The organism is Bordetella tumbae (assembly GCF_965139195.1).
Taxonomy (GTDB): domain Bacteria; phylum Pseudomonadota; class Gammaproteobacteria; order Burkholderiales; family Burkholderiaceae_B; genus Bordetella_A; species Bordetella_A tumbae.
This window is the reverse complement of record NZ_CBCSJH010000013.1, coordinates 16,192-40,937: the sequence shown is the minus strand read 5'-3', so window position 1 is coordinate 40,937 and position 24,746 is coordinate 16,192. Positions and strand designations below refer to the sequence as shown.

General features: G+C 56.9%; 16 protein-coding genes. 7 read left to right on the top strand and 9 right to left on the bottom strand.

All coding sequences use genetic code 11. The features are described 5' to 3' along the window. Nucleotides 1–14 precede the first annotated feature (14 nt). The 9 genes from ACNA0J_RS15280 to ACNA0J_RS15240 all read right to left on the bottom strand — a co-directional run bounded on the left by ACNA0J_RS15280 (nucleotide 15) and on the right by ACNA0J_RS15240 (nucleotide 16,744). Entirely contained in the window at nucleotides 15–2,432 is a 2,418-nt protein-coding gene (locus ACNA0J_RS15280) for a hypothetical protein (protein ID WP_415819730.1), read from the bottom strand. An 86-nt stretch (nucleotides 2,433–2,518) separates the two neighbouring features. Further along, entirely contained in the window at nucleotides 2,519–4,681 is a 2,163-nt protein-coding gene (locus tag ACNA0J_RS15275; protein WP_415819729.1) for a hypothetical protein, read from the bottom strand. A gap of 224 nt (nucleotides 4,682–4,905) precedes the next feature. After that, complete coding sequence (locus ACNA0J_RS15270) at nucleotides 4,906–7,233, bottom strand: hypothetical protein (protein WP_415819728.1); 2,328 nt, start codon at nucleotides 7,231–7,233, stop codon at nucleotides 4,906–4,908. Nucleotides 7,234–7,367: 134 nt separating this feature from the next. Then, a complete protein-coding gene (locus ACNA0J_RS15265; RefSeq protein WP_415819727.1) occupies nucleotides 7,368–9,074 on the bottom strand; it encodes a hypothetical protein in 1,707 nt (568 codons plus the stop codon). Nucleotides 9,075–9,208: 134 nt separating this feature from the next. Then, nucleotides 9,209–11,548 (bottom strand): ankyrin repeat domain-containing protein, encoded by a 2,340-nt coding sequence (locus ACNA0J_RS15260; protein ID WP_415819726.1) that lies wholly within the window; start codon nucleotides 11,546–11,548, stop codon nucleotides 9,209–9,211. A 180-nt stretch (nucleotides 11,549–11,728) separates the two neighbouring features. Further along, a complete protein-coding gene (locus ACNA0J_RS15255; protein WP_415819725.1) occupies nucleotides 11,729–13,648 on the bottom strand; it encodes a hypothetical protein in 1,920 nt (639 codons plus the stop codon). A gap of 231 nt (nucleotides 13,649–13,879) precedes the next feature. Continuing rightward, complete coding sequence (locus ACNA0J_RS15250; protein WP_415819724.1) at nucleotides 13,880–14,842, bottom strand: Bug family tripartite tricarboxylate transporter substrate binding protein; 963 nt, start codon at nucleotides 14,840–14,842, stop codon at nucleotides 13,880–13,882. 142 nt (nucleotides 14,843–14,984) lie between these two features. After that, a complete protein-coding gene (locus ACNA0J_RS15245) occupies nucleotides 14,985–15,392 on the bottom strand; it encodes an AtuA-related protein (RefSeq protein ID WP_415819723.1) in 408 nt (135 codons plus the stop codon). Next, entirely contained in the window at nucleotides 15,389–16,744 is a 1,356-nt protein-coding gene (locus ACNA0J_RS15240; RefSeq protein ID WP_415819722.1) for an acyclic terpene utilization AtuA family protein, read from the bottom strand. Before ACNA0J_RS15240 ends, ACNA0J_RS15245 begins: the two co-directional genes overlap by 4 nt. Nucleotides 16,745–16,863: 119 nt before the next feature. On the opposite strand from ACNA0J_RS15240, the gene ACNA0J_RS15235 reads away from it, so the two are divergent. The 7 genes from ACNA0J_RS15235 (at nucleotide 16,864) to ACNA0J_RS15205 (ending at nucleotide 24,686) form a co-directional block, all read left to right on the top strand. Then, the gene (locus ACNA0J_RS15235) at nucleotides 16,864–17,757 is read left to right on the top strand and encodes a LysR family transcriptional regulator (RefSeq protein WP_415819721.1); all 894 of its coding nucleotides are present in this window, start codon (nucleotides 16,864–16,866) and stop codon (nucleotides 17,755–17,757) included. Nucleotides 17,758–17,944: 187 nt separating this feature from the next. Further along, nucleotides 17,945–18,334 (top strand): Rid family detoxifying hydrolase, encoded by a 390-nt coding sequence (locus tag ACNA0J_RS15230; protein WP_415819720.1) that lies wholly within the window; start codon nucleotides 17,945–17,947, stop codon nucleotides 18,332–18,334. Nucleotides 18,335–18,353: 19 nt separating this feature from the next. Continuing rightward, on the top strand, nucleotides 18,354–20,540 hold the full coding sequence (gene recG / locus ACNA0J_RS15225; protein WP_415819719.1) for an ATP-dependent DNA helicase RecG: 2,187 nt from the start codon (nucleotides 18,354–18,356) through the stop codon (nucleotides 20,538–20,540). 127 nt (nucleotides 20,541–20,667) lie between these two features. Further along, nucleotides 20,668–21,615: a LysR substrate-binding domain-containing protein gene (locus ACNA0J_RS15220; protein ID WP_415819718.1), complete on the top strand. Its 948-nt coding sequence runs from the start codon at nucleotides 20,668–20,670 to the stop codon at nucleotides 21,613–21,615. 58 nt (nucleotides 21,616–21,673) lie between these two features. After that, the gene (locus tag ACNA0J_RS15215) at nucleotides 21,674–22,177 is read left to right on the top strand and encodes a Dps family protein (protein ID WP_415819717.1); all 504 of its coding nucleotides are present in this window, start codon (nucleotides 21,674–21,676) and stop codon (nucleotides 22,175–22,177) included. Nucleotides 22,178–22,204: 27 nt separating this feature from the next. Further along, nucleotides 22,205–22,999 carry an SDR family NAD(P)-dependent oxidoreductase gene (locus ACNA0J_RS15210; protein WP_415819716.1) on the top strand — a complete coding sequence of 265 codons (795 nt, stop codon included), beginning with the start codon at nucleotides 22,205–22,207 and terminating at the stop codon, nucleotides 22,997–22,999. Between the two features lie 82 nt (nucleotides 23,000–23,081). Beyond that, nucleotides 23,082–24,686, top strand: coding sequence for an ABC-F family ATPase (locus ACNA0J_RS15205; RefSeq protein WP_415819715.1), 1,605 nt, complete (start codon nucleotides 23,082–23,084; stop codon nucleotides 24,684–24,686). The last annotated feature ends 60 nt before the right edge of the window (nucleotides 24,687–24,746 follow it).

Here is a 24,746-nt window from a genome sequence, read left to right as displayed (position 1 = left end):
GCCGGGTGGCGGGCTTATGTGCGGGGTACCTCCGGGTTGATCCTGCGATCCCTTGCGACGGTTACTGCAAAGGTCAACAAGGTTGCCGCGTCGTGCGCGCCGCTGTCGCGCAGGATCCGGATTGCGGTGATAAAGTCTGCACCGGCGGTAATCAGGGCCTGTGCGGTGATGCGATCTCCTTGTTTACCCAAATCCATCAACAGCCCATGAGTCGGAGCACCCGCCATAATCAACATCCTCAATTTGGGGATGTCGTGACGCTCGGCCAGTGCGGTGAGCGCGCCGTCGGTATCGATTTTCTGGTCAATCAAGAACTTCACATAGCTGCTCTTGAGGTCGTTGGGCAGGCTGTCATTATTGATCACATGCAATAGGGCTGGCTTTGCCACGGCTGGGCCGTTTTGCTGAATGATCATCGTTGTCGCTTCATCATCGTGCTGGGTGAGTCCGCGCAAGGCGGCGGTGACCAAATCGGCTCCCATCGTGACCAGCATCTCTTTCGCGTTATCGCTATCGTTACGATAGGCCTGCCTCAACGCATCATGAATATTCACCTTTTCGGCGTACCGTGTGGCGAACTGTCTCGCCACCTCGTAGGCGCGCGTTTCTAATAACAAGACCAAGGCGCCCGGGCCATCTGCGCCTAGATCAATCAGTGTCTGTGTCAGTGCTTCATTATTGCTTCGTGCCGCCAGTGCCAATACCTCACTGCCAGTCGTCAAGGCGGGAATGAGCACTCGCGCTGTTTCAGGGCCGCCCCTGACTAGCAAGTCCATCAATGCTGCGGTGGAAAGGAGTTCTTCTGTGATGAACGTGCGCGCAACATCCGTTGCACCAGCCTTTACCAGATCAACCAGCACGTCGGGCTGGAGTCTATCCGCAGCCAGCACGGTGCGCATGCCGGAATAGTGTTGAGCTTGATGCAGTGATGTCAGGGCGTGGATCTTATTGACGCCTTGATCGAGCAACATCGCCACAGCTTCCACTTGGCCCTGCTGGGCATAAAATTGGAGCGCGTCATTTTGCTTGTCGAGAGAGAGCGCTGAGATACTCGCAGCCTCCGCTTTGCGCGAGTCGACGTAATCGGTAAACTCCCTCGGCAATAGGGATCGGTCCGCGCCTGCGGCCGCTAAGAGCATGAGTATGTTCACCGTGTCCGGCGGCATGCCCACCTGCTGCGGTCCGAGCAGATTTTTCAGCAGATTCGCCGTCGGCACCCCGGCTTGAATCAGCGCTTTGAGCAAACCTAGCTTGCCCGCACGGGCGACACTTGCCAGCATCGGTTCTGGTTTCAAACGTTGCACATCAATTAGGGCTTCTATCACGTCAGGATTGCCGCCTTGCGTGAGGTGGTCGCAATGCAGCGTGTCGGGGAGAATGTGCTGGCTTAACACATGCGCAGCCTGCGTGTCTCCGCTTTGTATCAATCGCGTCAATGCGGTGATGTCGCTACGCGGGCCCCAATGCCAGTTGGCTAGGAGCATCATTTTTTCCGACAGTAACAGCGTTTCGATGGTTAGGCTACTCTTATCGCTTTGGGAGGATTTCGCCTGGTCGATAAGCGTGCTTACCACATCGGCGCCAGCCCGTAACAGCAGCTCCAGTTTGTACAGGTCTGAGACGTAGTTTGCCGATGTGGGATTGAGCTGTTCTATGGTCTGGACCAATACCATAGAGGCTTGAGCGCCGAATCGTAAAACTAACGTGTCGGCGACATTCTGCCAATCCTTGTCGGCGAGATTCGCCCAGCCCATGTTGATGGCGTCGGCCAAGGCATCGGTTACATTGACCCCTCGCGATATCAGGAATTGGGCGGCGTTCATGCCAGACTCGCCCGGGTTTTGCTTGAGAACCCTAGCCAACGCCTGCGGCGCGTTCGTGTAGGGGCAACGCATCAAGCGCTCTGCCGTTTGCGTATGGCCGCGTTCTGCGGCGGCTTGCAGTGCGGAGGATAGCCCTCGGCGTGCACCGGCGTTGATCAGCGCGTCGACCAATTCAGGCCGATCCTCTTTCGATCGGGCCGCATACACGAGGGGGGAATGGCCGAACCGATCGGTGTGATCGAGGAAATCGGTGCCGAGCTCGTCAGACAGTGCCACCAGATTCAAGGCAATCGCCTCACCGCCGGATTGGATTGCCTGATGCAGATAATTTTGACCATCGTCGTTGAGATCGGTCTGGACGTTGATCCCGGCATCTGCGGCATTGCGCAATGTGTTGAACAAATCCCAATTATCGGTACGAAATGCCCGTAATAGTGTTGATTGAGTAGACGGTGTCCAAGGGGTAGCAGGGAAACGATCTGCGGTAATGGCGGAGGATGATGGCTGAGAAATAGAGACTGAATTGAGCATGGAGAGGCTTCCGATAGGCAAAGACGATGAGTCGCCGGAGGGTAAGCCGCCCAATGACAAACCGGCACTGATGGCCAACTTGTATGAATTGCATGGGGGCTCGTAAGAGTAAGGAACGAAATTAAAAATTTCGTTCCTTACTCTTACGATGCCCCCGATTGTCGTCAGGATGGTCGCAGTGTTATTTTGCGGTCTCTGGCTTCCGTCAGCGCTAGCATCAATACATTGGCGGCATTTGGCTCGCGGTTATCCCTCAGGGTCCTGATGGCGGTGACGAAGTCTGCGCCCGCGGTGATCAGTGTTATTGCCCGCGCCCGATTGCCCTGTTTACCCAGGTCCATCAATAACCCGTCGGTGCGTGCTCCCAGTGCAATCAGGACCTTTAGTGTAGAGGTCTGTTGGTCGTCTATGAGCTGACGCAATAGGGCATCGGTATTGAGCTCCAGCTTGAGCAACGCGCTGATTTTCGTGGCTCGCACATTGCGAGGCAGCGTTTTGTCGTCGATGAGGAGCCGCAGCGCTTCGCACCCGATAGACGAGCCCTGCAGATCCAATACCTTCTGCGCGACTTTGGTGTCGCCGAGATCGATGGCACGTAGCAGGGCGATGGGAAACTCAGCGCCAATCGTCAGGAGCTCATGAATGCCATCCTGATATATAGCGCGGCCATCGTAAACGCCACACAACAGGCTGGTATGAATATCCACACCCAGGCTTATTAATCTGCCCGCTGCCTCTCGATGTTTCATTGACAATAACCATAGCAGCGCTTTAGGTCCATTCATGCCTATCTTTATCAGCGCATCGATCACGCCGATGTCGTCGCCCTGAGCCGCCGCCACCAAGGGACCCGAGATCGCGTTCGTGCGAGGCAAAATCGCTCGGGCGAAGTCCAGATCTCCGTTTTTAACCAGCTTAATCAGTGCATCCGTCGATATCTGGTTTTGGTTGGCCAGGGCTCTTGCGACGAGTTGTTCGCCGGACTTCGCCAGATCAATCAAGGTTTGGGACGAAGCCAAGCCTGCCCTGAAAAAATCGCGGATCTCCATAGCGTTCTCGATGTGGCTAAAGGGCTTGAGCGCGGCAACGGCATCGGCACCTTGATCCACCAACATCGCCGTATCTATCGTGTTGCCGTTACAGACGGCCCATAGCAGCTGCTTCTGTTTCTCGGCGGGCGAGAGTGCCGCGATTTCTTCCTTTCTGGCGTTATTGATGTCGATGGGATGTCCGGGCACTGCCGATGCGTCTGCGCCGGCCAAGAGCAATACTTTAATGATCTGAGGCCTATGTTGCTGAACGTCACTATTGATCTCGTTGCCATGCTGGCTCAGGACGGTTGCGTACGATACGCCGGCACGGATCAGTGCTCTGGCCCCCCCGATATTGCCGTCAAACACAAAAGTTTTCAGGAGTCTTTCTGGGTAGTCAAACCCGGGAGAGGTTATCAATGTTTTTAATGCTTTTAATGCTCCGATATTTCCGCTAATGGCCAGTTGTTTCCATCCCATGTGCTCAGGGGATACAACTTTTCCTACGACGAGCAGGGTCGCGATATCGTCCTCTCTCGCGAGCCTCAATATGGCCGAGGTATCGTGTCGCAGCGTTGCGTGGATGGCATTATCTTCGATGCCCGTCAATTCTGGACGGGCGTTGCAGACTAACAGCCGGGCTGCTGTGTCATTGATTTTGGTATCCGGATTTTTCGCCAGATTGATCAGGGCGGTGCTGACGTCGGCGCCAGCCTTGCCCAATTGCGCCAGGGCTTGCGTGTCACCCGATATCGCAGCCAAAGTGAGCGCATCGGCCCCCTTTGCTCCCAGCAACAAAAGTATCTTGGCCACTGCGGTTTGGTGATTTTGCACCGCATGGTTCAGCGCCTCGGAAACGTTTGCGCCTAGCGATATCAATAGCTTTGCTGCCTTGGCCACCGTCCGGAGCATATGGATCTTCTGAGACGGCAGCGGCGTCAGAGGCATCCAGGAGTTTTGGCGCATCTCGTACATATTCAGCGGATTGGGCTCAGGGGTTTCGACGAGGATTGAGACCAGCGCTTTAGCAGCATCCGCACCGTCACTGATCAGTTGTGCGGCCGCGTCGACCTGACCTGTTTGCGCGGCGGTTTTTAGCGCCGCAGCCAGCGTGTTGCATGCGTCAACGGCGACTGAATCGGAATTAAGGATAACCGGCGCGGCTGCATGCTGGGATGCTCGCAGTTCGGATGGATCCGCACTGCAGGCCGTATCCGATGCGCCTGAATTTTCAGGTCTAGTATCGTTCCTGCCGGGGGCGGGGCTCCACCGCAAGGCATTGAGTTGACTAAGCATGAGGCTCCTTGGAGCATGAGCGATAAACGCTCGATTGGGGTAGGCGACCTAGCCACAAATGGGACATCATGGCTGCTGCGCTGGGAAGTGCGAGACCGCTTGATATAGGTAACCCGAATCGATCGATATGGTTTCATGCCCAAGGGCTTTTCAGACGCGTTAACCCATGTGGGATATCACTCCGGTTGAATGCCTGCTTGTGAATGATGTCGCCCTGGCCCATCTCAGACGGCAGCCGAGTGTTGAGGAAGCCAATTCGGCAATGGCTGGTCTTGTCCCCAGAGCCGCCACGTCATGGCTACTACCAGCACGTTTGCCGCCGCCTGCTCGTTGCTTTGAAGCAGCGTTTCAATTGCCGTAGCGACATCTGCTCCGGCGCCGATCAGCATTTGCGCGTCTCTCCGATTGCCTTTTTTGCCCAGATCTGCCAGTACATTGGCAGTGGGTGCCCCTAGTGCAATGAGGTTTTTTAGCTGGGTGGGCGTTCCGTTTTCAATGACCCGCTCTAATACGCTGTCAGTATCTATCCCCATTTGCAGCAATACCTTCAATTTGGCATTCCTGATGTCATCGGGCACCGTCTCGTCCTCAATCAGGTCCAACAGCGTTTTGGGTCCGGCCTCCAGGTCGTCCCAGAGCAGGATTTGCTGTGCGGTCGCCATATCCTCGCACTCGACGGCGCGCGTCAAAGCGAGCGACAAATCGGCTCCCATCGTGATCAGATCTTTCTGGGCTGCGTAGCTACCGCTGCGGATTGCGAGCATCAGCGCGGTATGAATGTCCACCCCGGAACTGATCAATCTGACGGCTTGCTCTCGAGATTTCATTTGTAGCAACCACAGCAAGGCTTCTGGCCCCGCTGCGCCCAGTCTGACCAGTGCGCTCACCAGGTTGTCATCGGTGTCTTGAGCAGCTTGTACCAGCGCCTCTCGCCCATTGGTCAAGGCTGGAATAAAGGCGCGCGCCAGTGTTAATTCTTTATTTCTGATGAGCTGAATAAGCGCCTCAGCCGAAACGTCCTTCGCTCGGATTAACGACTGTGCGACATCCATTTCACCGGCCCGTACCAGATCAATCAGCGCTGTGGGTGCGGACATGCCTGCGTTAATCAAGGTGCGTATGCCGTCCAGATCATCGGCGTCGCTCAGGTGTTTTAACGCAGCAGCGATCTCAGCTCCGCGCTCAAGCAGCATCGCTACCTCAGTTGTATTCCTTTCCTTTGCTGCAGCCAGGAGCGCCGTATTTTTCTCGCTTGGAGAAAGATCCGAGATTTCCTGTTTTCTGCGGTTGATCTCTGTGAGCAGTTCGTCTGGCACTGTTGATGTGCTTGCCCCTGCGGTAACCAATAGTTTGATCGTCTTGAGCGTGGCTGAATGTTCCCAGGGCTGGCTCTGGATAATCATGTCTCTGGGTAGCGCTGATGTGGGCATGCCAGTATTAACCAACGCTTTTGTTGAGGCAACGTCTCCTGCATGAGCGGCGCGGCGGAGCATTTCGTTTGGGTTCACCCTGCGTGCGGAGATCAATGCCTTGAGCGCGTCAACATAACTGTTTTTTACCAGCTCATCGTAGCCCTGATGCTGGAAATCCATCGCCTCGCTCAACACGAGTATGGCTGCTATATCCCCGCTTTCTGCCAGCCTCAATAGTGCTACGGTGCTGCACGAGGGGCCTTCGCAGTGACCAAGCTCTCTCGCTTTCTCTTCTGCCCTGATCAGCATGGCCACTGCCAAGGTGTTGCTCTGATTTTTGGGCTTTTTCGCCAGATCTGTCAGAGCCGCCGCGACGTCTGACCCGGCCTGAACCAAGGTTCTTACTTTGGTCGAAATCTTGTGCATTGCGCTTGAGGTGATAGCGCCTCGGGTCAGCGGCTGTCGCGTCACTATCAAGACCAGCGCCTCGGATCCTTTCGCCCCAAGTACAAGCAGTGCGTCTGCGGCATCAAACCAGTGGTTTTCCCCAGCATATTCAAGGGCGCTTGTCGGGTTCATCCCTAGTGATATCAAGAATTTGGCTGCTTTCATGCCGGACCCGTCTTGATCATGGTGCAACACTTGCGCCAGGACTTTGGGTGCGTCCCCGCCGACACCGGTGATGAGGCGCTTTGCGGTTTCTGTATGCCCGTTTTTTGCTGCGGACTTCAGTGCTTCGGGCAGGCCGACATAGGCACCGAGGTCGATCAGCATATCGACTAATTGGGGGTGGTCCGCTTGGGATTCAGCGGCATACATGATGGGGGTATATCCGAACTGGTCTTTGGTATTAATCAGATCGACGTCCCATTGATAAGCGAATTGCGTGAGATTCAACGCAATCGAATAGCTGCCGGAGATGATGGCGATATGTAGATAGTTTTGACCTTTTTCGTTGAGGTCTGCGACGGTTAACCCAGTGTGATTGTCAGTCGTTAATGCGTCGAACAATGTCCAATCATCTGTTTGAAAGGCTTGTGACAGGCTGCGCCGAGCATCCACGTTGGCCGGCGTGACAGGCAAGCCGGCTGTTGAGATAACGCAAGGCGGGCTCTGAGAAACCGTGATCTGATTGGGCATGGGGACTTTCCTAAGGGAAAATAGGATGGACCGTTGAACGGGGTTAGCCACCCAGCCACCAGCTGACTACTATTCGCGTGCGATGAGGGGCTGCGAATGGTAAGTAACGACTTCATTGAAATCGTTCCATACATTTATTCTGCTTGCAGCGTCAGTATCTCCTCGTCCGCTGGGAATTCGGCCCCGATCGAGGTCAGGTCCTCGATCGCGTTCTGATATAAGTCTGGATCCTCGCGCATGGCACGTATCAGCGTTGCTTGAATGTCCACGCCTAGGGCGATCAGCCGGCCCGCCGCCTCGCGGGATTTCGTGTGTAGTAACGACATCAATGCTCCTGGCCCATCCGCACCTATCGCAAGCAGTGTTTTTGTCAGGTCCTGGTTACTACTTTCAGTGGCCTGTATGAGGGCAAGCCGCCCATCGGTCAGGGTGGGAATGAGCGCGCGCGGTGTTTGCTGGTCCCCTGATGTAATGCTCACAATAAGCGCATCGTTTGCAATGTCCTCCAACTGGGCCAACGTCGTTGCCACGTCCATGTCGCCGGCCTGAACCCGATCGAGCAGCGTCTGCGATGAGATCGCGCCTGCGTTAATCAATCTGCATAGACCTAGTGTTTTTTCTATGTCGTTCAGATCTTTGGCTTGGCTCAGGTGCTGCAGCGCAGCGGTCACGTCTGACCCTGCGTCAGTCAACATCACGATCTCCGCAACGTCGTCCTTTTTTATTGCAGAGAGCAGGGTTGTCGTCTTCTCTATTTCTGAGAGATTCGATATTTCGGTTTTTCGCTTGTTGAACGCGGTGGTGATTTCGTCTGGCACCTCTGACGGGTCTGCTCCGGCAGCGATTAACAGCTTTATCGCCCCAGACGTGAGCGGATCCCACCAGTTGCTGTACTGAACGAGCAATTCGTTGATAACCGCTTTTGTTGGCACAGCCGCAGCAATCAAGGTTTTGACTCCCACAAAATGGCCCTCGAGAGAAAGCTGGCGTAGATGCTGTATTGGATATTGCATGTCCGACGGCGGGATTAGCAATTTGATTGATTCGATATCACCGCTTTTTGCCAGCTCCTCCCATCCTGGATTTTCGGGCGCTATCGCCTTTCTTAATCTGAGCATGGCCGTTCTGTCTCTGTCTTTGGCCAGTCTGGACATGACAGTTGCCTGGCTTCGTAACCCTGCAGGGCAGTCGTATAGATGTTGCCTGTTGATTTCCAGGGTCAACAGTCTCGCAGCCTGTTCATGGGCCTTTTTATCGGGGTCCCTCGCGAGAGTAACGAGTGCTGTGATGACATCCGCGCCTGCCGATATCAGTTGCCCTAATGTGTTCGTATCGCGTGATATTGCGGCCGATACCAGCATATCGGACCCGTTGGCGCCCAGCAAAAGCAATGTACTTACGGCCTCTGCGCAAAAAGTCTTGGCCGCGTAATCAAGCGCGCTGGAAACATTTGCTCCTAGCGATATCAATAGCTTTGCGGCTTTGGCCGCCGCCATGGGAGAAAGGTGTCCGTCATCACGGGTGGCTAGCTCTGCCAGGGTCTTTGATGTGTCAGCCTTGGCACTGATCAGGCACTGCGCCGTTTCGACATCGCCTCTTAGGGAGGCGGACTTTAGCGCTTCCGATAAATCGCCGCATACGCCGCAGTCGATCAACGCTGGTGCCAGTTCGACCTTATCTCCTCTCGGTTCGGCCGCATACACCCGCGTTTTCCCGGAGTCATCTTCTTGCGAGGTCTTTAGCGTGTGAGCCTGAATACCCTGTGCGCCCGGGTTTTCAGGGAAAGCGTCCGTCCTCGTCGGACACGAGAGATCTCGCGAGAGATTGAGTTTATGAAACATACGTGGCCCCTAAGAAAAAGACGATAAAGATATCGTCCCATTTCTTAGGGGCCTGCACTCTATCCCGTACTCATGCATAGAAAAATCGGACGGGCTTGTACTGCGGTGTCCTGCTACGACAGGACGCGGTCCATCTATATCAGCTCGACGCTGCCGCTCGGGTTGATACGGTAGGGCAGGTTATTAGCTCTCGCGTGAGCCAGTATCGAGTCGCTCTGAGCCACGGCCAGCGCTACCGTCAACGTGCGCAATGCCTCTTGCTCGTTGCTGGCCTGCAGGGTCTCCATGGGTCTGGCGATATCCGCCCCAGCGACAATGAGCGCTGCGATGCGTCTTATGTCGCCTCGCTTGCTCAAGTCCATCATTAGCGATTCGGCAGAAGCGCCAAGCCTAACCAGGCGCCGAAGATTATCGGTGTCGTTCCTTTCCGCCAGTGTCTGCATCGCCTCGTCGGTTGATACGTTCCACTGAAGTATCAATTTCAACCTTGCAGTTTTAACGTCCTCAGCTACCGTCTTATCGTCGATGACGCGCAATATCGATCGAGAACCTGCCCAATTGACCGCGTTGACTAGCTTTTGCGCGGCTTCTATATTGTTGGACTCGAAGGCGCGCATCACTGCGATGGACAGATCGGCTCCCAACAGACCCAGATCCACGCTAGCGGGCGACCAGCCCGTAGTAATCTCCGTGAGACGCATCCGTGCCGTATTGATGTCGACTCCTCCCCATGTCAACAGTCGGCCGGCCAATTCTCTTTGTTTGGTGTGCATCAGTGATGCCAATAGCTTGGGTCCATCTGCGCCTATCGAGATGAGAAGTTTCGCCAGTTCTTCATCGTTGTCTTGCACCGCCTGTAACAGTAAATCAACTCCGTCGGTCAGCACGGGAATACACGCGGCCGCAGTCTGCAGATCTCCTTTCTTGATGAGATAGTTCAACGCATCGCTGGATATATCTTTGGCCTTTAGTATCGCCTGGACTAGCTCCATGTCGTTGGCTTTGAGTCGATCAATCAGGAGTGCGCAGGGATCGTCATCAGCTTTCAGCAATGTACGGATACCTTCCAGAGAATTGGTCTGTTTCAGCGCTTTCAATGCAACGAGCTTGTCTGCTCCTGCTTTGATGAACGACACGGCATCCACGACGTCGTTGTATTGCATCGTTGCGGTGATGAGCGCGTCATTCTTTTGGCTTTGCGAGGACTGTGATATCGCGGTATTTCTTTCATTGATGTTAATCAAGGCCTCGGTACTGTCCGGCAATACGGAAGAGTCTGCTCCTGCGAGAACCAACAGTTCTATCGCCTCAGAGGTGTTCAGATAACCTGAGGTGTGAATCTTTGACAGATGCTGTAGGACGGAGGATACGTTTGTACTGGTATGGAGCAACGCTTTTGTCGCGGCAAAGTTACCTGTCAGGGCAACATTCATCAGAATGTCGTCGGGATTTGCCAGACCTGCGGAAATTAAGGTGATGAGCGTGTCGGAGTCACCGCGCGCGATGAGTTGATGGAGTATCTTGTCCAGATGATCGGGATTGATGGCATCTAGCGCGGCGCAAAATGTCTTGATCTCTGGAAGATTCCGGTTTCTGCACAGTCGCAAGAGTGCCGATTCATAGATCGCTGACGCTGATTTATCCTGGAGCTTGCTCTGCGTGGCGGCTACTAATTTCATAGCCTTGATGTCAGGTTTAGGTTGCTTGCTCGCCAGGATCGCCAACGTTCGAGAGACGTCCACACCCACTTTAATGTATGGCTCGATTTCCGCGGCGTCGTGAAATCCTGCGAGTTGGGCCAGCTTGGCGGCTCCATTTGCGCCGAGCAAAAGCAAACGCTTTGCAAGGTCCTTCTCAAAATTAGCAGTAATAGTCTCTGGCAGGGCATTTGAAACCTTGACGCCCATCGATATCAGTAACTTTGCAGCCGTCGAACCTCGCTGGCCATGGTGTTGAGCAATAGCATTCTCCAATGCGCGTTCGGCGTCGCGGTCGGTGCAATTTTCGATCAAGCACTCTACTGTTTTTATGTGGCCTTTCACCGCCGCAGTGGCCAGAGCGTCGGACAGGTCCTCTGTCGCACCGGCATTAATCATGGATTTGATCAATTCCGGGTTGTCGGTTTTCGCCTGGACCGCATACATGAGGGGAGTGTGCCCAGCATCGTCGCGGTCATTAATGAGATCGGGCACCCCCCCATAACTCAGCATCATGAGATTTGAGACGATCGAATAGCTGCCAGACTTCATCGCGACATGAAAGCAGTTTTCGCCGTTTTCGAATCGTTCCGCTACGATATTTATTTCAGCATCTGATCCCAGTGTCAATGCTTCGAATGTTGACCAATCGTCGTTTTTGAGGGCTTGTAGTACCTCTTCCTTAATGATTGATGCACGAGGCTTTTCAAGCGCCAGACCCGGCTCAATGGGCGGAGACGTGCGTAGGCTTTGCGAGGCACTGAGTTCATTAGTCATGCTGGCTCCTGGGCTGAAATGGACAGTCGCCTAGACGAGCCAACCTTTGTCTACGGGCAGAGGGAAGCACACGTACTAGTGGACGTAGTCTGTGTAAGTAACGATTTCATTGTTGGTGTTCCATCTATTTCGAGATTGCGTGGTGGGAGCATCCCTGCCACGCATTCCCTCTCAATGTATCTATAGCAGCTCGACGCGGCCGCCTGGATTGATACTGTAGGGCAGGTTAGCGGCTTTCGCATATGCCAATGTCGAGTCACTTTGGGCCTTCATCAGCGCTACCGTCAGCGTGCGCAATGCCTCTTGTTCGTTGCTGGCCTGCAGGGTTTGCATGGGTTTGCCGATATCTGCTCCAGCGGTAATGAGCGATGCGATGCGCCGCACGTCGCCCTGCTTGCTCAGGTCCATCATGAATGCATCGACGGAAACGCCAAGTCTGACGAGACGCCGAATGTCCTCGATCTCGCCTTTCTTCGCCAGTGTCTGCATTGCCCCGTCGGTTGATATGTTCCACTCAAGTATCAATCTCAATCTTGCTGTTTTGACCTCGTCAGGGACCGTTTTATCGCCGAGGATGTGTAGTATTGATCGAGATCCGACCTCGAATGAGTCTTGGGTTAATTGCCGTGCGGCTAGGATATTGTTGGTCTCGAAGGCCCGCATCACGGCGATGGAAAGGTCGGCCCCCATGAGGAACAGATCCTCCTTGGCGGAAGACTCGTGATAGTTCTTGTACGCAGTGAGATGCATTCGAGCTGTATGCACATCAACCCCCCATGCTAAGAGCTGGCTGGCCAATTCTCGCTGTTTGGTATGCAACAATGACGCCAACAGTCGTGGTCCCTCCGCACCGCTCGAAAGGAGAAGTTTCCCCAGTGTTTCATTGCCGTCTTGCACGGCGTGTAGCAGTAACTCGTTTCTGTTCTCCAGGACAGAAATGAATGCGGACGCTGTCTGTAGATCTCCTGTCTTAATGAGGTGATCGAGCTGCAGAACCGTGGATGTCTTTACATCGGTGTTGATCAATGTTTTCGCCGCAGCAACATCGCCTGCCAACGCCGCATTGGTCGGCTTGTCTTCCGGATTTGCCGTCAACATGCTCAGTGTGCCGGAATCCCCATTTGCTGTCAGTCGATTGAGTATGTTCTTCAGATGAGCGGGGTTAATGGCATTTAGCGCGGCAGTAAATCTCTGTAGCCCGGCAATATCTTTGTTTCTGGCTAGACTCAACAGCCCTGATTCATAGATTTCCAACTCTGGTTTTTTCTTGAGCTTGCTTGCCGTTGAGGCTACGAGCGTCATAGCCTCGCTATTACGCTTGTGAGGAGGGTTGTTTGCCAGAATTGCCAACGCCCTCGGAACATCTGCTCCTACTAGGATGTACCCCTCGACTTCGCCGGCGTCGCGGTATTCCGCGATCTCGGCCAGTTTGTCGGATCCTTTCGCTCCGAGCAAAAGCAAGCGCTCTGCCACTTCCTTGTTCAAAATAATCAGTGCGCCTTCCGGAAGAGCCGCTGTAACGTTGACTCCTAGCGATATCAATAACTTGGCAGCGTCGATGCCTGGCTTGCCATAGTGCAGCCGAACGATGGATTCCAACACATATGGCGCGTTGTCTTCGACGTCATTGTCGATAAGCAGCTTTGCTGTTTCGGCATGGCCTTTCATTGTGGCAATGCTCAGGGCGTCCCAAAAGCCTTCAGTCGCGCCAGCATTGAGCAATGCGCCGATCAATTCCGGATTATCGGTTTGCGTGTCGGCGGCATACACGAGAGGGGTGCGGCGAGATTGATCGGTTCCATTGACTAGATCGCGAACCCATTCGTGATTCAGCTTAGCGAGATTCGAGACGATCGAATGGCCGCCGGATTTCAGCGCGACATGAAAGCAATTTTGACCGTTATCGAATCGTTCCGTTGCGATATTGATCTCGGCGTTTTCGCCGAGTGCTAATGCTTCGAATGTTGACCAATCGTCTGCTTGGAGGGCATGAAATACCTTCTCTTTAATGGTCGGCCCTTGAGGACTTTCGAGTGTAGTGTCGAGTTCGACGGACGGCGACGAAGGCAGGTTTTGCGAGGAACTGAGTTCGTTGACCATGCTAGGCTCCTGGGTGCAATGGGAAGTCGCCTAGATGAGCCGTTGGTATTTACAAAAAGAGGCCCGCACCGCTCACATGGTCGACGTAGGTTATGTAAGTGACGATTTCATTTTTTTCGTTCCGTCTGTCTTAGTATTGTCTGGCGCCGATCCAATGGGCAGGACGTGGTCTACCCATTGTGAGCGGTTCGCTGTAAAAGTGTTTGCTTGCGGCAGTGGTGGGCTGGACAGTTACTCCGGCGTTATCCCCGCTTTATGAATGATGTCTCCCCATTTTTTCGACTCGCTATGCTGAAAATCGGCGAGCTCTTTTGGTGTCGACGTGGCAGGCGCAGTGCCGGTGGATTCGTAGAAGTGCTTGGCGGCTTTGCCTTCTGTGGCTTTGGCCAGCAGGTCGTGCAGTTTGGCGACGACATCATCGGGCGTACCGTCGGGGACGTAGGCGGCGAACCAATAGCCCATTTCGTATCCGGGGACACCGGCTTCGGCAATGGTAGGCAGATCAGGTGCGAGAGGAGAGCGCTCGCTGCCGGTAAAACCGAGGGCGCGCAATTTTCCCGAGGCGACTTGCGGCAGGCCGGTGGCCGTGTCGGTGATCATCATGTCAATCTGGCCGCCCAACAAGTCGGTCACTGCCAGTGGATTGCTCTTGTACGGCACGTGCAGCAGTTTGATGCCGGCCATCTGCTGCAGCAACTCGCCAGCGATCCGGCTGCTGGAGCTGCCGCTGCCAAAACTCAGCTTGCCTGGCGACTGCTTGGCCAGCGCGAGAAAATCGCCCACGGTTTTGGCGGAAGACGAGGGGTTGATCACCATGATCTGGCCGCCTTTGCCTAATAAGGTGACCGGAGCAAAATCCTTGACCGGATCGTAAGGCAGGCTTTTGTATAGGTGCTCGTTGGCGGCGTGCGTGGTGTTGGTGGTGATCAACACCGTATAGCCGTCTGTCGGTGCCCGGGCGGCTGCCTGGGCGCCGATGATCGCGCTGGCGCCGGCTCGGTTTTCGATGACGACGGACTGTCCAGTCTGCTCGGAGACGCCTTGACCGATGGCGCGGCCGATCTGATCGGTGGCGCTGCCTGCGGCAAAGGGCACGATGAAGGTGATCGGTTTATTCGGGAAGTTTTGTGCCGCAACGGATAAGGGCAGGGCCGTGCATAGTGCGGCAATCATGCTAAAGGGGGGCAAGCGCATCGTAGTCTCCGTGTGTTGTTGTGTGTGGTTTGCTGTGAAACGTGTGTTGCTGCAGAAAGCGGCAGGTGTCTGGACAACAAAGCATCGCCGCAGCACCGCCGAGGTGAGTTAACGCCCTGGCCAAGCCAGGCGCGGCCAGAGGTTATGCCGTCGACAACGCGTCGCCTGGCACATCGGGTAGACGTCGCGCCAGCTCCGCACTCACCTCGACCGGCAGATCCAGGAGATGAAATGACAGGCTCTTGCCATGTGCGTCCAGATTCAGCGCATCGTTCACGCCGCCGTCCAGAACCCCCTCCAGCACGAAATTCATGGCTTGCAGCGTCGGAATCTCATAGCGTGCGACGCGAGTCGGATGGCGATAGTCAAACCATTGCGCCACGCGCGCTGCTGTGATCTGTTCGACGAGCACGGCGTAACACGCCTCATCCCAGGCAATCAGGCTGAGATTGGAAATATTGCCCTTGTCTCCAGAGCGGCTGTGCGCCAGCCGATAGAGCGGCACCGAGACCGTGGCGGCGGGCGAGTCAGTAGGGGACACGGATGTCATCGTTGCGCCTCCAGCATCGTCCAGCCACTTTCCACCGCGTCTCGTGGAATCGTGCAGGACACCATATTCAATCGCGGCCGCAGCGAGGTCCGGACGCCGCCGCCTCCCGCAGGGCCGCAGCAATAGAGCGCAGTCACCTCGCGCAGCAATCGTTCCACTGTGTTTGTCTCCGTGTGTTCGGCGGCCAAGCGCAAGCGCACATCGCGAGCGTGTCCAGGCGGTCGCGCCTGCAGCATGCCACCGTTGTCGTCTCCCAGAATACTGGCCACGCCAATCAAATCCATGCGGACTTTCAGGGCAGAGCCCAGGCGCTTTTGCACCATGTCCGCCGCGAGGCGGGCACGCGCTTCGGCCTGCACGCCTGCATAAGAGATCTCGGCTTCGGCCAGCCAGCCGCCGCGGTGGCAGACGTTGACCTTGAGTTCATCGGGGCGCGGGTGGCCGGTGATGCCTGTTACGGTTACCCGATGAGGGCCAGTCAGTTGAACGGAGGCCTGGCTCAGGTCCGCGATGACGTCCGGCGTCAAATAGCGTGCAGGGTCGTGTACCTCATAAAGTAATTGCTCTTTGACTGTGCGCGCGTCAACCACGCCTCCTGTGCCCTCGGGTTTCGTAATCACGAATTCGCCGTCCGCATCGATCTCAGCGATCGGATAGCCTGCTGTATAGATGTCGGGCACGTCTTTCAGGCCCGGTACGCAAAAATAGCCACCCGTAACTTGCGTGCCGCATTCGAGCATATGGCCCGCCATCGTGGCGCGGCCCAATCGTTCCCAGTCGTCCTCTGCCCACCCGTAATGCGCCATAGCGGGGCCCAGGGTCAACGAGGGGTCTGCCACCCGTCCCGCTACGACGATTTGTGCCCCCTCCTGTAATGCCGAGGCAATCTCGCTCGCGCCGAGATAGGCTGTGGCGCTGACCACGTCCATGTCGTCAAAAGCCGGCCCCAGGCGCTCGCGCAGCAGGGCATGCTGCGCGGATGTGGTCAATGCGTCGCCGTGCACGACGGCAATTCGGGGGGCAGGCAACCCCTGCATGCGCGCCAACTCAGTAATGCGGCGCGCGGCACCCGGCGGATTTGCCGCCCCAAAATTACTCACGATGCGCACATTGTGTTGCTGGCAGCTCGCCAAAATGGGATTCAGCAAATCATCCAGCAAAGGCTCATAGCCGCTTTCTGGATTGGCATTGCGCGCCAACTGGGCCAGCGCGAGCGTGCGTTCGGCCAATGTTTCGAAAATCAGCGTGCCGCCACCGCGCGCGGCCAGGGCTTGCACGATCGGCAACGCACCGTCCGTGCGGTCGCCGGAAAAACCCGTGGCACAACCGATCAAAAAGGGAGCCGCTGTCATTGTTGTCTCGCGATCAAATTCTTTTTACGCCTGCACTGACTGTGCAAAGTCGCTTCACTATAGGTAGGCTTGCTTAATAAGTGAAATAGAAATAAAAGATCGATTCATCCAAGATTTCTATGAATCTGTCTACCCGTCAACTTCGTGCATTCGTGGCGCTGGCCGATGAGAAACACTTCACTCGTGCCGCTCAGCGCTGCCATCTGACCCAGCCGGCGTTCAGTGCGCTCATTCGCACCCTCGAGGACGCGGCAGGCGTGCGCCTGTTCGACCGTAATACCCGTAACGTCGAACTCACGGCAGAGGGCAGGGTGATGGATGCCTCTGCGCGTCGCTTGTTGGGGGAGCTCGATCTCGTCGTCGAGGACCTGCGTGACTACGCCGCACGCCGCCGCGGGCACGTCACCATTGCCGCCTTGCCATCGTTAGCCGCAGGGTGGCTGCCCGGGCTGCTGGCCCGTTTTCATCAGGACTATCCGGGCGTTACCTTGCAGTTGCGCGATGCGTTGTTGGATCCATGTCTGGATATGGTGCAAAGCGGTGCAGCGGATTTTGCCGTGGCGGCGCAGCGTGCGGATATGGCAGACCTTGAAAGCGAATTCCTCCACGCCGATCGGTTTTTCCTCGTTTGCCGACGGGATCATCCTCTGGCCGACCGTCGCCAGGTTCGTCTGCGTGATCTCAGCCGCTGGCCCTTGATCCAACTGGCGCGCGGCAGCAGTGTGCGCCGCTATTTCGATGAGGCTTTGGGGTCTGTTGCGGCCCCACCCCTGCTCGAAGTCGAGCATCTGGCCACCGTGACTGGGCTCGTCCTGGCGGGCATGGGCATCAGCGTGGTTCCCGCCATGACGCTGTTTCATTTTCAGCGCGACGAGTTGGCGATCAAGCCCCTGGCAGGCAAGCCCCTGACACGCCCGTTGTATCTCGTGCGCCGCGAGGGGCGCGCATTATCGGTCGCCGCACAAACGCTCTATGACCTGTTGCGAGAGCATGTGAGCGAATTGGGGGATTGATTTCGCTTAAATGAGGTTGAATTAGCCAAAAAGCGGCGAACGCCTCTATTCTTGTCATATAGCTGTCGACAATGTCCCAGTCAGCCAGGGGCTATTCGTGATGCCTCCTCGCTTTCGCAAATACCTATTGCCGTTTAAACTTCAATAGTCCAGTATTACGATTGATTATTCTTCAAGGATTCGGCTCATGAGCAAGCAAATCATCCATACCGATGCGGCCCCGGCTGCGGTTGGTCCTTATTCGCAGGCCGTTGCCGTCACGGGCGCCAAGACGGTCTATCTGTCTGGCCAGATCGGGCTGGAGCCGGGTACGGGCGATCTCGTGTCCGAGAACTTCGACGCCCAGGTGCGCCAGGCGTTTTCCAATATGACCGCCGTGATTCAGGAGGCAGGGGGGACGCTGAACGACATCGTCAAATTGACCCTGTTCCTGACGGACTTGAACAAATTCACTGCCGCCAACGCGATCATGGCTGAATTGATTCCTCAGCCGTTCCCGGCTCGTTCGACGATCGGTGTGGCCAGTCTGCCCAAGGGCGCGCAGTTCGAGGTCGAGGCGATTCTGGTTCTGCCGTAAGGCGCCTGGTTTTTTGCATATGCCGGCAACTGCCACTGCCCGCAATCGTACTGGCGCGTCCAAGCGCGCCGGTGCGGACGTGGCTGCCGATAGGGCAGCCAGCGTGACAGCCGAGACGAAAGCGGGCGCCAAATCCGGCCCGGCCCGGTCGCTGACCGACGTACAGCGCAAGCTGCATAGCCTCGGCCTGGTCACGCCCAACGACTGTATCTTGCATCTGCCGCTGCGTTACGAGGATGAAACCCGCATCGTCCCGATCGGTTCGTTGCGTCCAGGTGCCCCTGCGCAGGTCGAGGGCGAAATCCTGCGCAGTGAAGTGTTGTTTCGTCCCCGCCGTCAGTTGACTGCCGTCATGGCAGACGATAGCGGCGAGCTGCAATTGCGCTGGCTGAATTTTTACCCCAGCCAGCAAAAACAACTGACGCCGGGCCGCCGTCTGCGTGCTCGTGGCGAGGTACGTGGCGGCCTGTTTGGGCGCGAGATGGTCCATCCGCGCATGACCAGTGCTGATGCCGCCTTGCCCGAGGCGTTGACACCGGTTTATCCCAGCACAGACGGGCTGACTCAGCCATCATTACGCAAGACCATCGCCCAGGCCCTCGATCAGGCCGACCTGAGCGATACGCTGCCTGAAGAAGCCCTGCAACGTTATACGCTGATGCCGTTTGCGCCCGCCATCCGCCTGTTGCACGCGCCACCGCCTGGCGTATCCGAGCAAGACCTGATCGAACGCGGTCATCCTGCCTGGCATCGCATCAAATTCGATGAATTGCTCGCACAGCAGTTGTCGCTGGCTGCAGCGCGCGCGGCGAGACGCAGCATTCGGGCAGTGCCATTACCTCTACAGGCCGATCCGTCCGACGCTTCGGACGATTTGGTGGCGCGCCTGTATCGAGCATTGCCCTTTACGCTGACGGCGGCGCAACAGCGTGTCATCAAGGAAATCTCGGCCGACCTGGCACAGCCATACCCCATGCATCGCTTGTTGCAGGGTGATGTGGGCAGTGGCAAAACCGTGGTCGCCGCTGTCGCAGCGGCTCAGGCCATCGCCTGCGGCGCACAGGTGGCGTTGATGGCGCCGACCGAAATCCTGGCTGAACAGCATTTTCACAAGCTGGTGTCGTGGCTGCAGCCTCTGGGCGTGAACGTCGCATGGCTCAGCGGCAGCCAGACGGCAAAGGCCCGGCGCCAATCCGCTGCCGGTGCGGCCGACGGCAGTATTCAACTGTTGGTCGGCACACAGGCGCTGATTCAGGATCATGTCGAGTTTCAGCGTCTAGGCCTGTCGATCGTGGATGAGCAGCATCGCTTTGGCGTGGGTCAGCGATTGGCCCTGACACGTAAAGGCGAGGTATCGCCCGGTCAGGCAGAACAGATCCCCACGATCCCGCATCAGCTCAACATGAGCGCCACGCCGATTCCGCGTACCTTGGCGATGACTTTTTTCGCCGATCTGGACGTATCCGTCATTGATGAGCTGCCGCCCGGCCGCACGCCTGTGGTGACCAAGCTCGTCTCTGATAATCGCCGCGAGGAGGTCATCTCGCATATTGCCAACGCCGTACGTCAGGGGCAGCAGGCCTATTGGGTCTGCCCGCTGGTTGAGGAAAGCGAAGCCCTGCAACTGCAAACCGCCGTCGACACGTATGATGCCATGTGCGCGGAGTTGCCCGATCTGCGGATCGGCCTGGTACATGGCCGCCTGCCGCAAACCGAAAAGGCTGCGGTCATGCAGGCCTTTCGTGATGGCGATATCGATTTGCTAGTGGCCACGACCGTCATCGAGGTCGGTGTTGACGTGCCCAAGGCATCGCTCATGGTGATCGAACACGCCGAGCGTTTTGGCTTGGCTCAATTGCATCAATTACGCGGCCGGGTAGGGCGGGGCAGCGCCGAGTCCGTTTGCGTGCTGCTCTATCAGACGCCGCTGTCGCAGATTGCCCGCCAACGGCTGCGGGCCATGTTCGAGACCAATGACGGTTTCGAGATCGCGCGCCGCGACCTGGAGCAGCGTGGTCCGGGCGAGTTTCTCGGCACGCGCCAATCAGGTATGGCCTTGCTGCGGTTTGCCGATCTCGAAAGCGATGTGGGTATTGCGGAGCAGGCGCGCGAGGCCGCCGCATGGCTGCGCGCTGACCATCCCGATGCGGTAGCGGCCCATTTGGCACGCTGGATGCGTGGCCGCGAAGACTTTCTGCGGACGTGACCGTGCCTATGCAAACCTTGTGCGCCATGCAATCTTTCATGCTTCGTTTTTATCGGCTGGCCCGCCTGAGGGCAAACATCGCCCCTTTCTTTCCCGGTATGAATGCCGCGGTTTCCCGGAGCAGAAGATGACTCTGACTGAACTCAAATACATCGTCGCCGTCGCACGCGAACGGCATTTTGGCCGTGCGGCCGAAGCCTGCTTCGTGAGTCAGCCCACCTTGTCCGTGGCGATCCGCAAACTAGAGGATGAGCTGGGCGTGACGTTGTTCGAGCGTGGCGGCGTCGAGGTCGGCGTGACCGCAATCGGTCAGCGCATCGTGACCCAGGCGCAAAAAGTGCTCGAGGAAAGCGCCAGCATCAAGGAAATCGCCCGTCAGGGCCATGATCCGCTCGCCGGCCCGCTGCGCGTCGGTGTGATTCATACGATCGGGCCGTATCTGCTGCCGCATCTGGTGCCGACGCAGATTGCGCGGACGCCGCAGATGCCGTTACTGCTGCAAGAAAACTTTACCTTGCGTCTCGTCGAGCTCCTGCGTCAAGGGGAAATCGATTGCGCCATCATGGCGCTGCCCTTGCCCGAGGCGGGGCTGATCACGCAACCGCTTTACGATGAGCCGTTTATCGTCGCGGTGCCGCGCGATCACGAATGGGCCGACCGAAAAGCCATCAGTTCCGAAGACCTGAAACAGCAGACCATGCTGCTGCTGGGCACGGGACATTGTTTCCGTGATCAGGTCCTGGAAGTCTGCCCCGAACTCTCGCGCTTTTCTGCCGCGAGTGACGGTATTCAGCGGACCTTTGAGGGATCGTCGTTGGAGACTATCCGTCATATGGTCGCCGCCGGCATAGGCGTGACCGTCCTGCCGGTGACCGCCATCCCTGAATCCCCGCCACCCAAAGCGCTGTTACGTTATTTGCCCTTTGAGGGCCGTCCGCCAGAGCGGCGCGTGGTGCTGGCCTGGCGCCGCAGTTTTCCCCGCCTCGCCGCTATCGAAGCGCTGGCCCAAGCCGTGTACGAATGCGGACTGCCGGGCGTGACGATGCTGGACCACGAGGCCGCGGTAGAAAGCTGAGTGGTTTCTGTTCCGATGGTATCCTTACCTTGTCTACAACCCGTACTAGGAGCACTACATGGCCAAGTCGTCCAAAGCAGGTAGTACCGCCGCTGTTCGCATCAATATCGGCATTTCGGACAAAGACCGCGAGGCGATCGCGGCCGAGCTCTCCAAGGTGCTGGCAGACTCATACACGCTGTATCTGATGACCCACAATTTCCACTGGAACGTCACGGGTCCGTTGTTCAACACGCTGCACCTCATGTTCATGACGCAGTATTCCGAGGAATGGGCCGCGTTGGACGATATCGCCGAGCGTATCCGTGCATTGGGTGTGCATGCGCCGGGCACGTACCGCGAATTTGCCAAGCTGTCCTCGATTGCCGAGCCGGGCAACGTGCCCGAAGCCCTGGAGATGGTGCGTTTGCTGGTCAAGGGCAACGAGGCGGTGTCGAAAACGGCGCGTGCCGCCTTTGACAAGGCCGACAAGGCCAACGATCAGCCCACGGCCGACCTGCTGACGCAGCGCATGGACATCCATGAAAAGAACGCGTGGATGCTGCGCAGCCTGCTCGAGTAATCATTCAATCGTATCTGTCTGGTTTGCATGAGCCGTTCTTCTAGTTTGTCCCCCGGCGTTCCCGCCTCTGTCCTCATCACCGGTGCAACGGGAGGCATAGGCGGGGCGTTGGCTCTGGAATATGCCCGGGCGGGTACAAAAACGCTGATCCTGCAGGGGCGCAATCGTGCGCGCCTGGACGAGCTGGCACAGGATTGCAGCGCGATGGGCGTGCGCGTGATCGTGCACGAGCTGGACGTGCGGGATCACGATGCATTGCGTCATTGGCTGACCGAGATCGGACAGGCCGAGGCGCCCGATCTGGTGATTGCCAATGCGGGCGTCAACATTAATACCGGCTCGCAACAACAGGGTGAAACCTGGGACGATATGCATCGTCTCTTTGACGTCAACGTCAAGGCGGCCATGGCGACATTGCACGCCAGTTTGCCTGCGATGCAGGCACGGCGCAGCGGGCAGATTGCGCTGCTGAGCTCGCTGGCCGCATGGCGAGGTTTGCCCGAAACCCCCAGCTATAGCGCCAGCAAGGCCGCCGTCAAGGTCTACGGTGAGGCCATGCGTGACATCCTGGCCGGGCAGGGGATCAAAGTCAACGTGATCATGCCGGGCTATGTCGAGTCGCAAATGTGTTTCGACATGCCTGGGCCGAAACCCTTTTTATGGCCGGCAGCCAAGGCGGCTCGCGTCATTCGCCGCGGCCTGGCACGCAACCGGGCGCGCATCAGCTTTCCGTTTCCGCTGAATCTGGGTTGTTTTCTGCTTTCTGTCATCCACCCGTCAGTGTCGGGTTGGATACTGCAGCGCTTGGGCTACCGCGGCTGATAAGCCTCTGTAGTACACCCTTGGTATACTAATAGGTTTAGCCCCGCATTTTGCGGGCGCTTCTTGCCCTACATACAACACCGTGATATCTACCGCCAATCTCACTATTCAGTTCGGTCCCAAACCCCTTTTCGAGAACGTCAGCGTCAAGTTCGGGGAAGGCAACCGCTATGGTTTGATCGGGGCCAACGGCTCGGGCAAGTCGACGTTCATGAAAATCATCGGCGGCGACCTCGAGTCGTCCGCAGGTAACGTCTCGCTTGAGCCCGGCGTGCGCCTGGGCAAGCTGCGTCAGGATCAGTTTGCTTTCGAAGATCTGCGCGTCTTGGACGTGGTCATGATGGGCCATACCGAAATGTGGGCCGCCATGACCGAGCGCGATGCGATCTACGCGAACCCCGAAGCGACCGAAGACGATTACATGCGTGCGGCCGAGCTCGAGGCCAAGTTCGCCGAGTACGATGGCTACACCGCTGAGGCGCGCGCAGGCGAACTGCTGTTGGGCCTGGAATTCGCGGTAGACCAGCATCAATTGCTCATGCGCGAGATCGCGCCGGGCTGGAAATTGCGCGTGCTGCTGGCGCAAGCACTGTTCTCGAATCCCGATGTGTTGCTGCTCGACGAACCGACCAACAACCTGGACATCAATACGATCCGTTGGCTGGAAAACGTGCTCAACGGCTATCAGAGCACGATGATCATCATCAGCCACGATCGTCACTTTCTGAACCAGGTCTGCACCCACATGGCCGACTTGGATTATGGCGAGATCCGCATTTATCCGGGTAACTACGACGACTACATGCTGGCGTCGACGCAGGCGCGCGAGCGTTTGGTCGCCAACAATGCCAAAGCCAAAGAGCGTGTCGCCGAGTTGCAGGACTTTGTGCGCCGCTTTGCCGCCAACAAATCCAAGTCTCGCCAGGCGACCTCGCGCCTGAAGCAGATCGACCGTATCAAGGCCGAACAGGTCGTGGTCAAGCCCTCGTCGCGCCAAAACCCCTATATTCGATTCGAGCAGAACAAGGTCATGCACCGATTGGCAGTGACCATTGAAAAGCTCTCCAAGTCCTACGATGCGCCGGTTATCCGCGATTTCTCAGCGATGATCGATGCGGGCGAAAAGATCGCGATTATTGGTGCGAACGGTGTCGGTAAAACGACGCTCTTGCGCATGTTGGCAGGCGATCTGGCAGCGGATTCGGGCTCACTGAAATGGTCCGATAACGCCGATTTGGGCTATATGGCGCAAGACGTGTCCGATCAATTCCAACAAACGGATATCAATTTGTTTGATTGGATGGGCGACTACCGTCAACCGGGCGATGACGATCAATCCATTCGTTCCGTGCTGGGCCGCTTGCTGTTTTCGGCCGATGATTTGCCCAAAGCTCCCAAGGTCTTGTCGGGCGGCGAAAAAAACCGCATGACTTTTGGCCGTTTGATGCTTGGTCGCCACAACGTCATGCTGCTGGACGAACCGACCAACCACCTGGATATGGAATCCATCGAGTCGCTGCAGTTCGCGCTCGAAAAATATCAGGGCACCCTGATTTTCGTGTCGCACGACCGGGAATTCGTATCGGGGCTGGCAACGCGCGTGATTGAGGTGCTGCCCGGCGGCGAAATCGTGGATTATCGCGGTGGCTACGAAGACTACCTGTCTTCGCGCGGCATCGAGGGTTGATGGCGGGGCCAGCGGCGGGATCCTCGATCATGATCCCGCATTCTGGTTATTGCTATATAA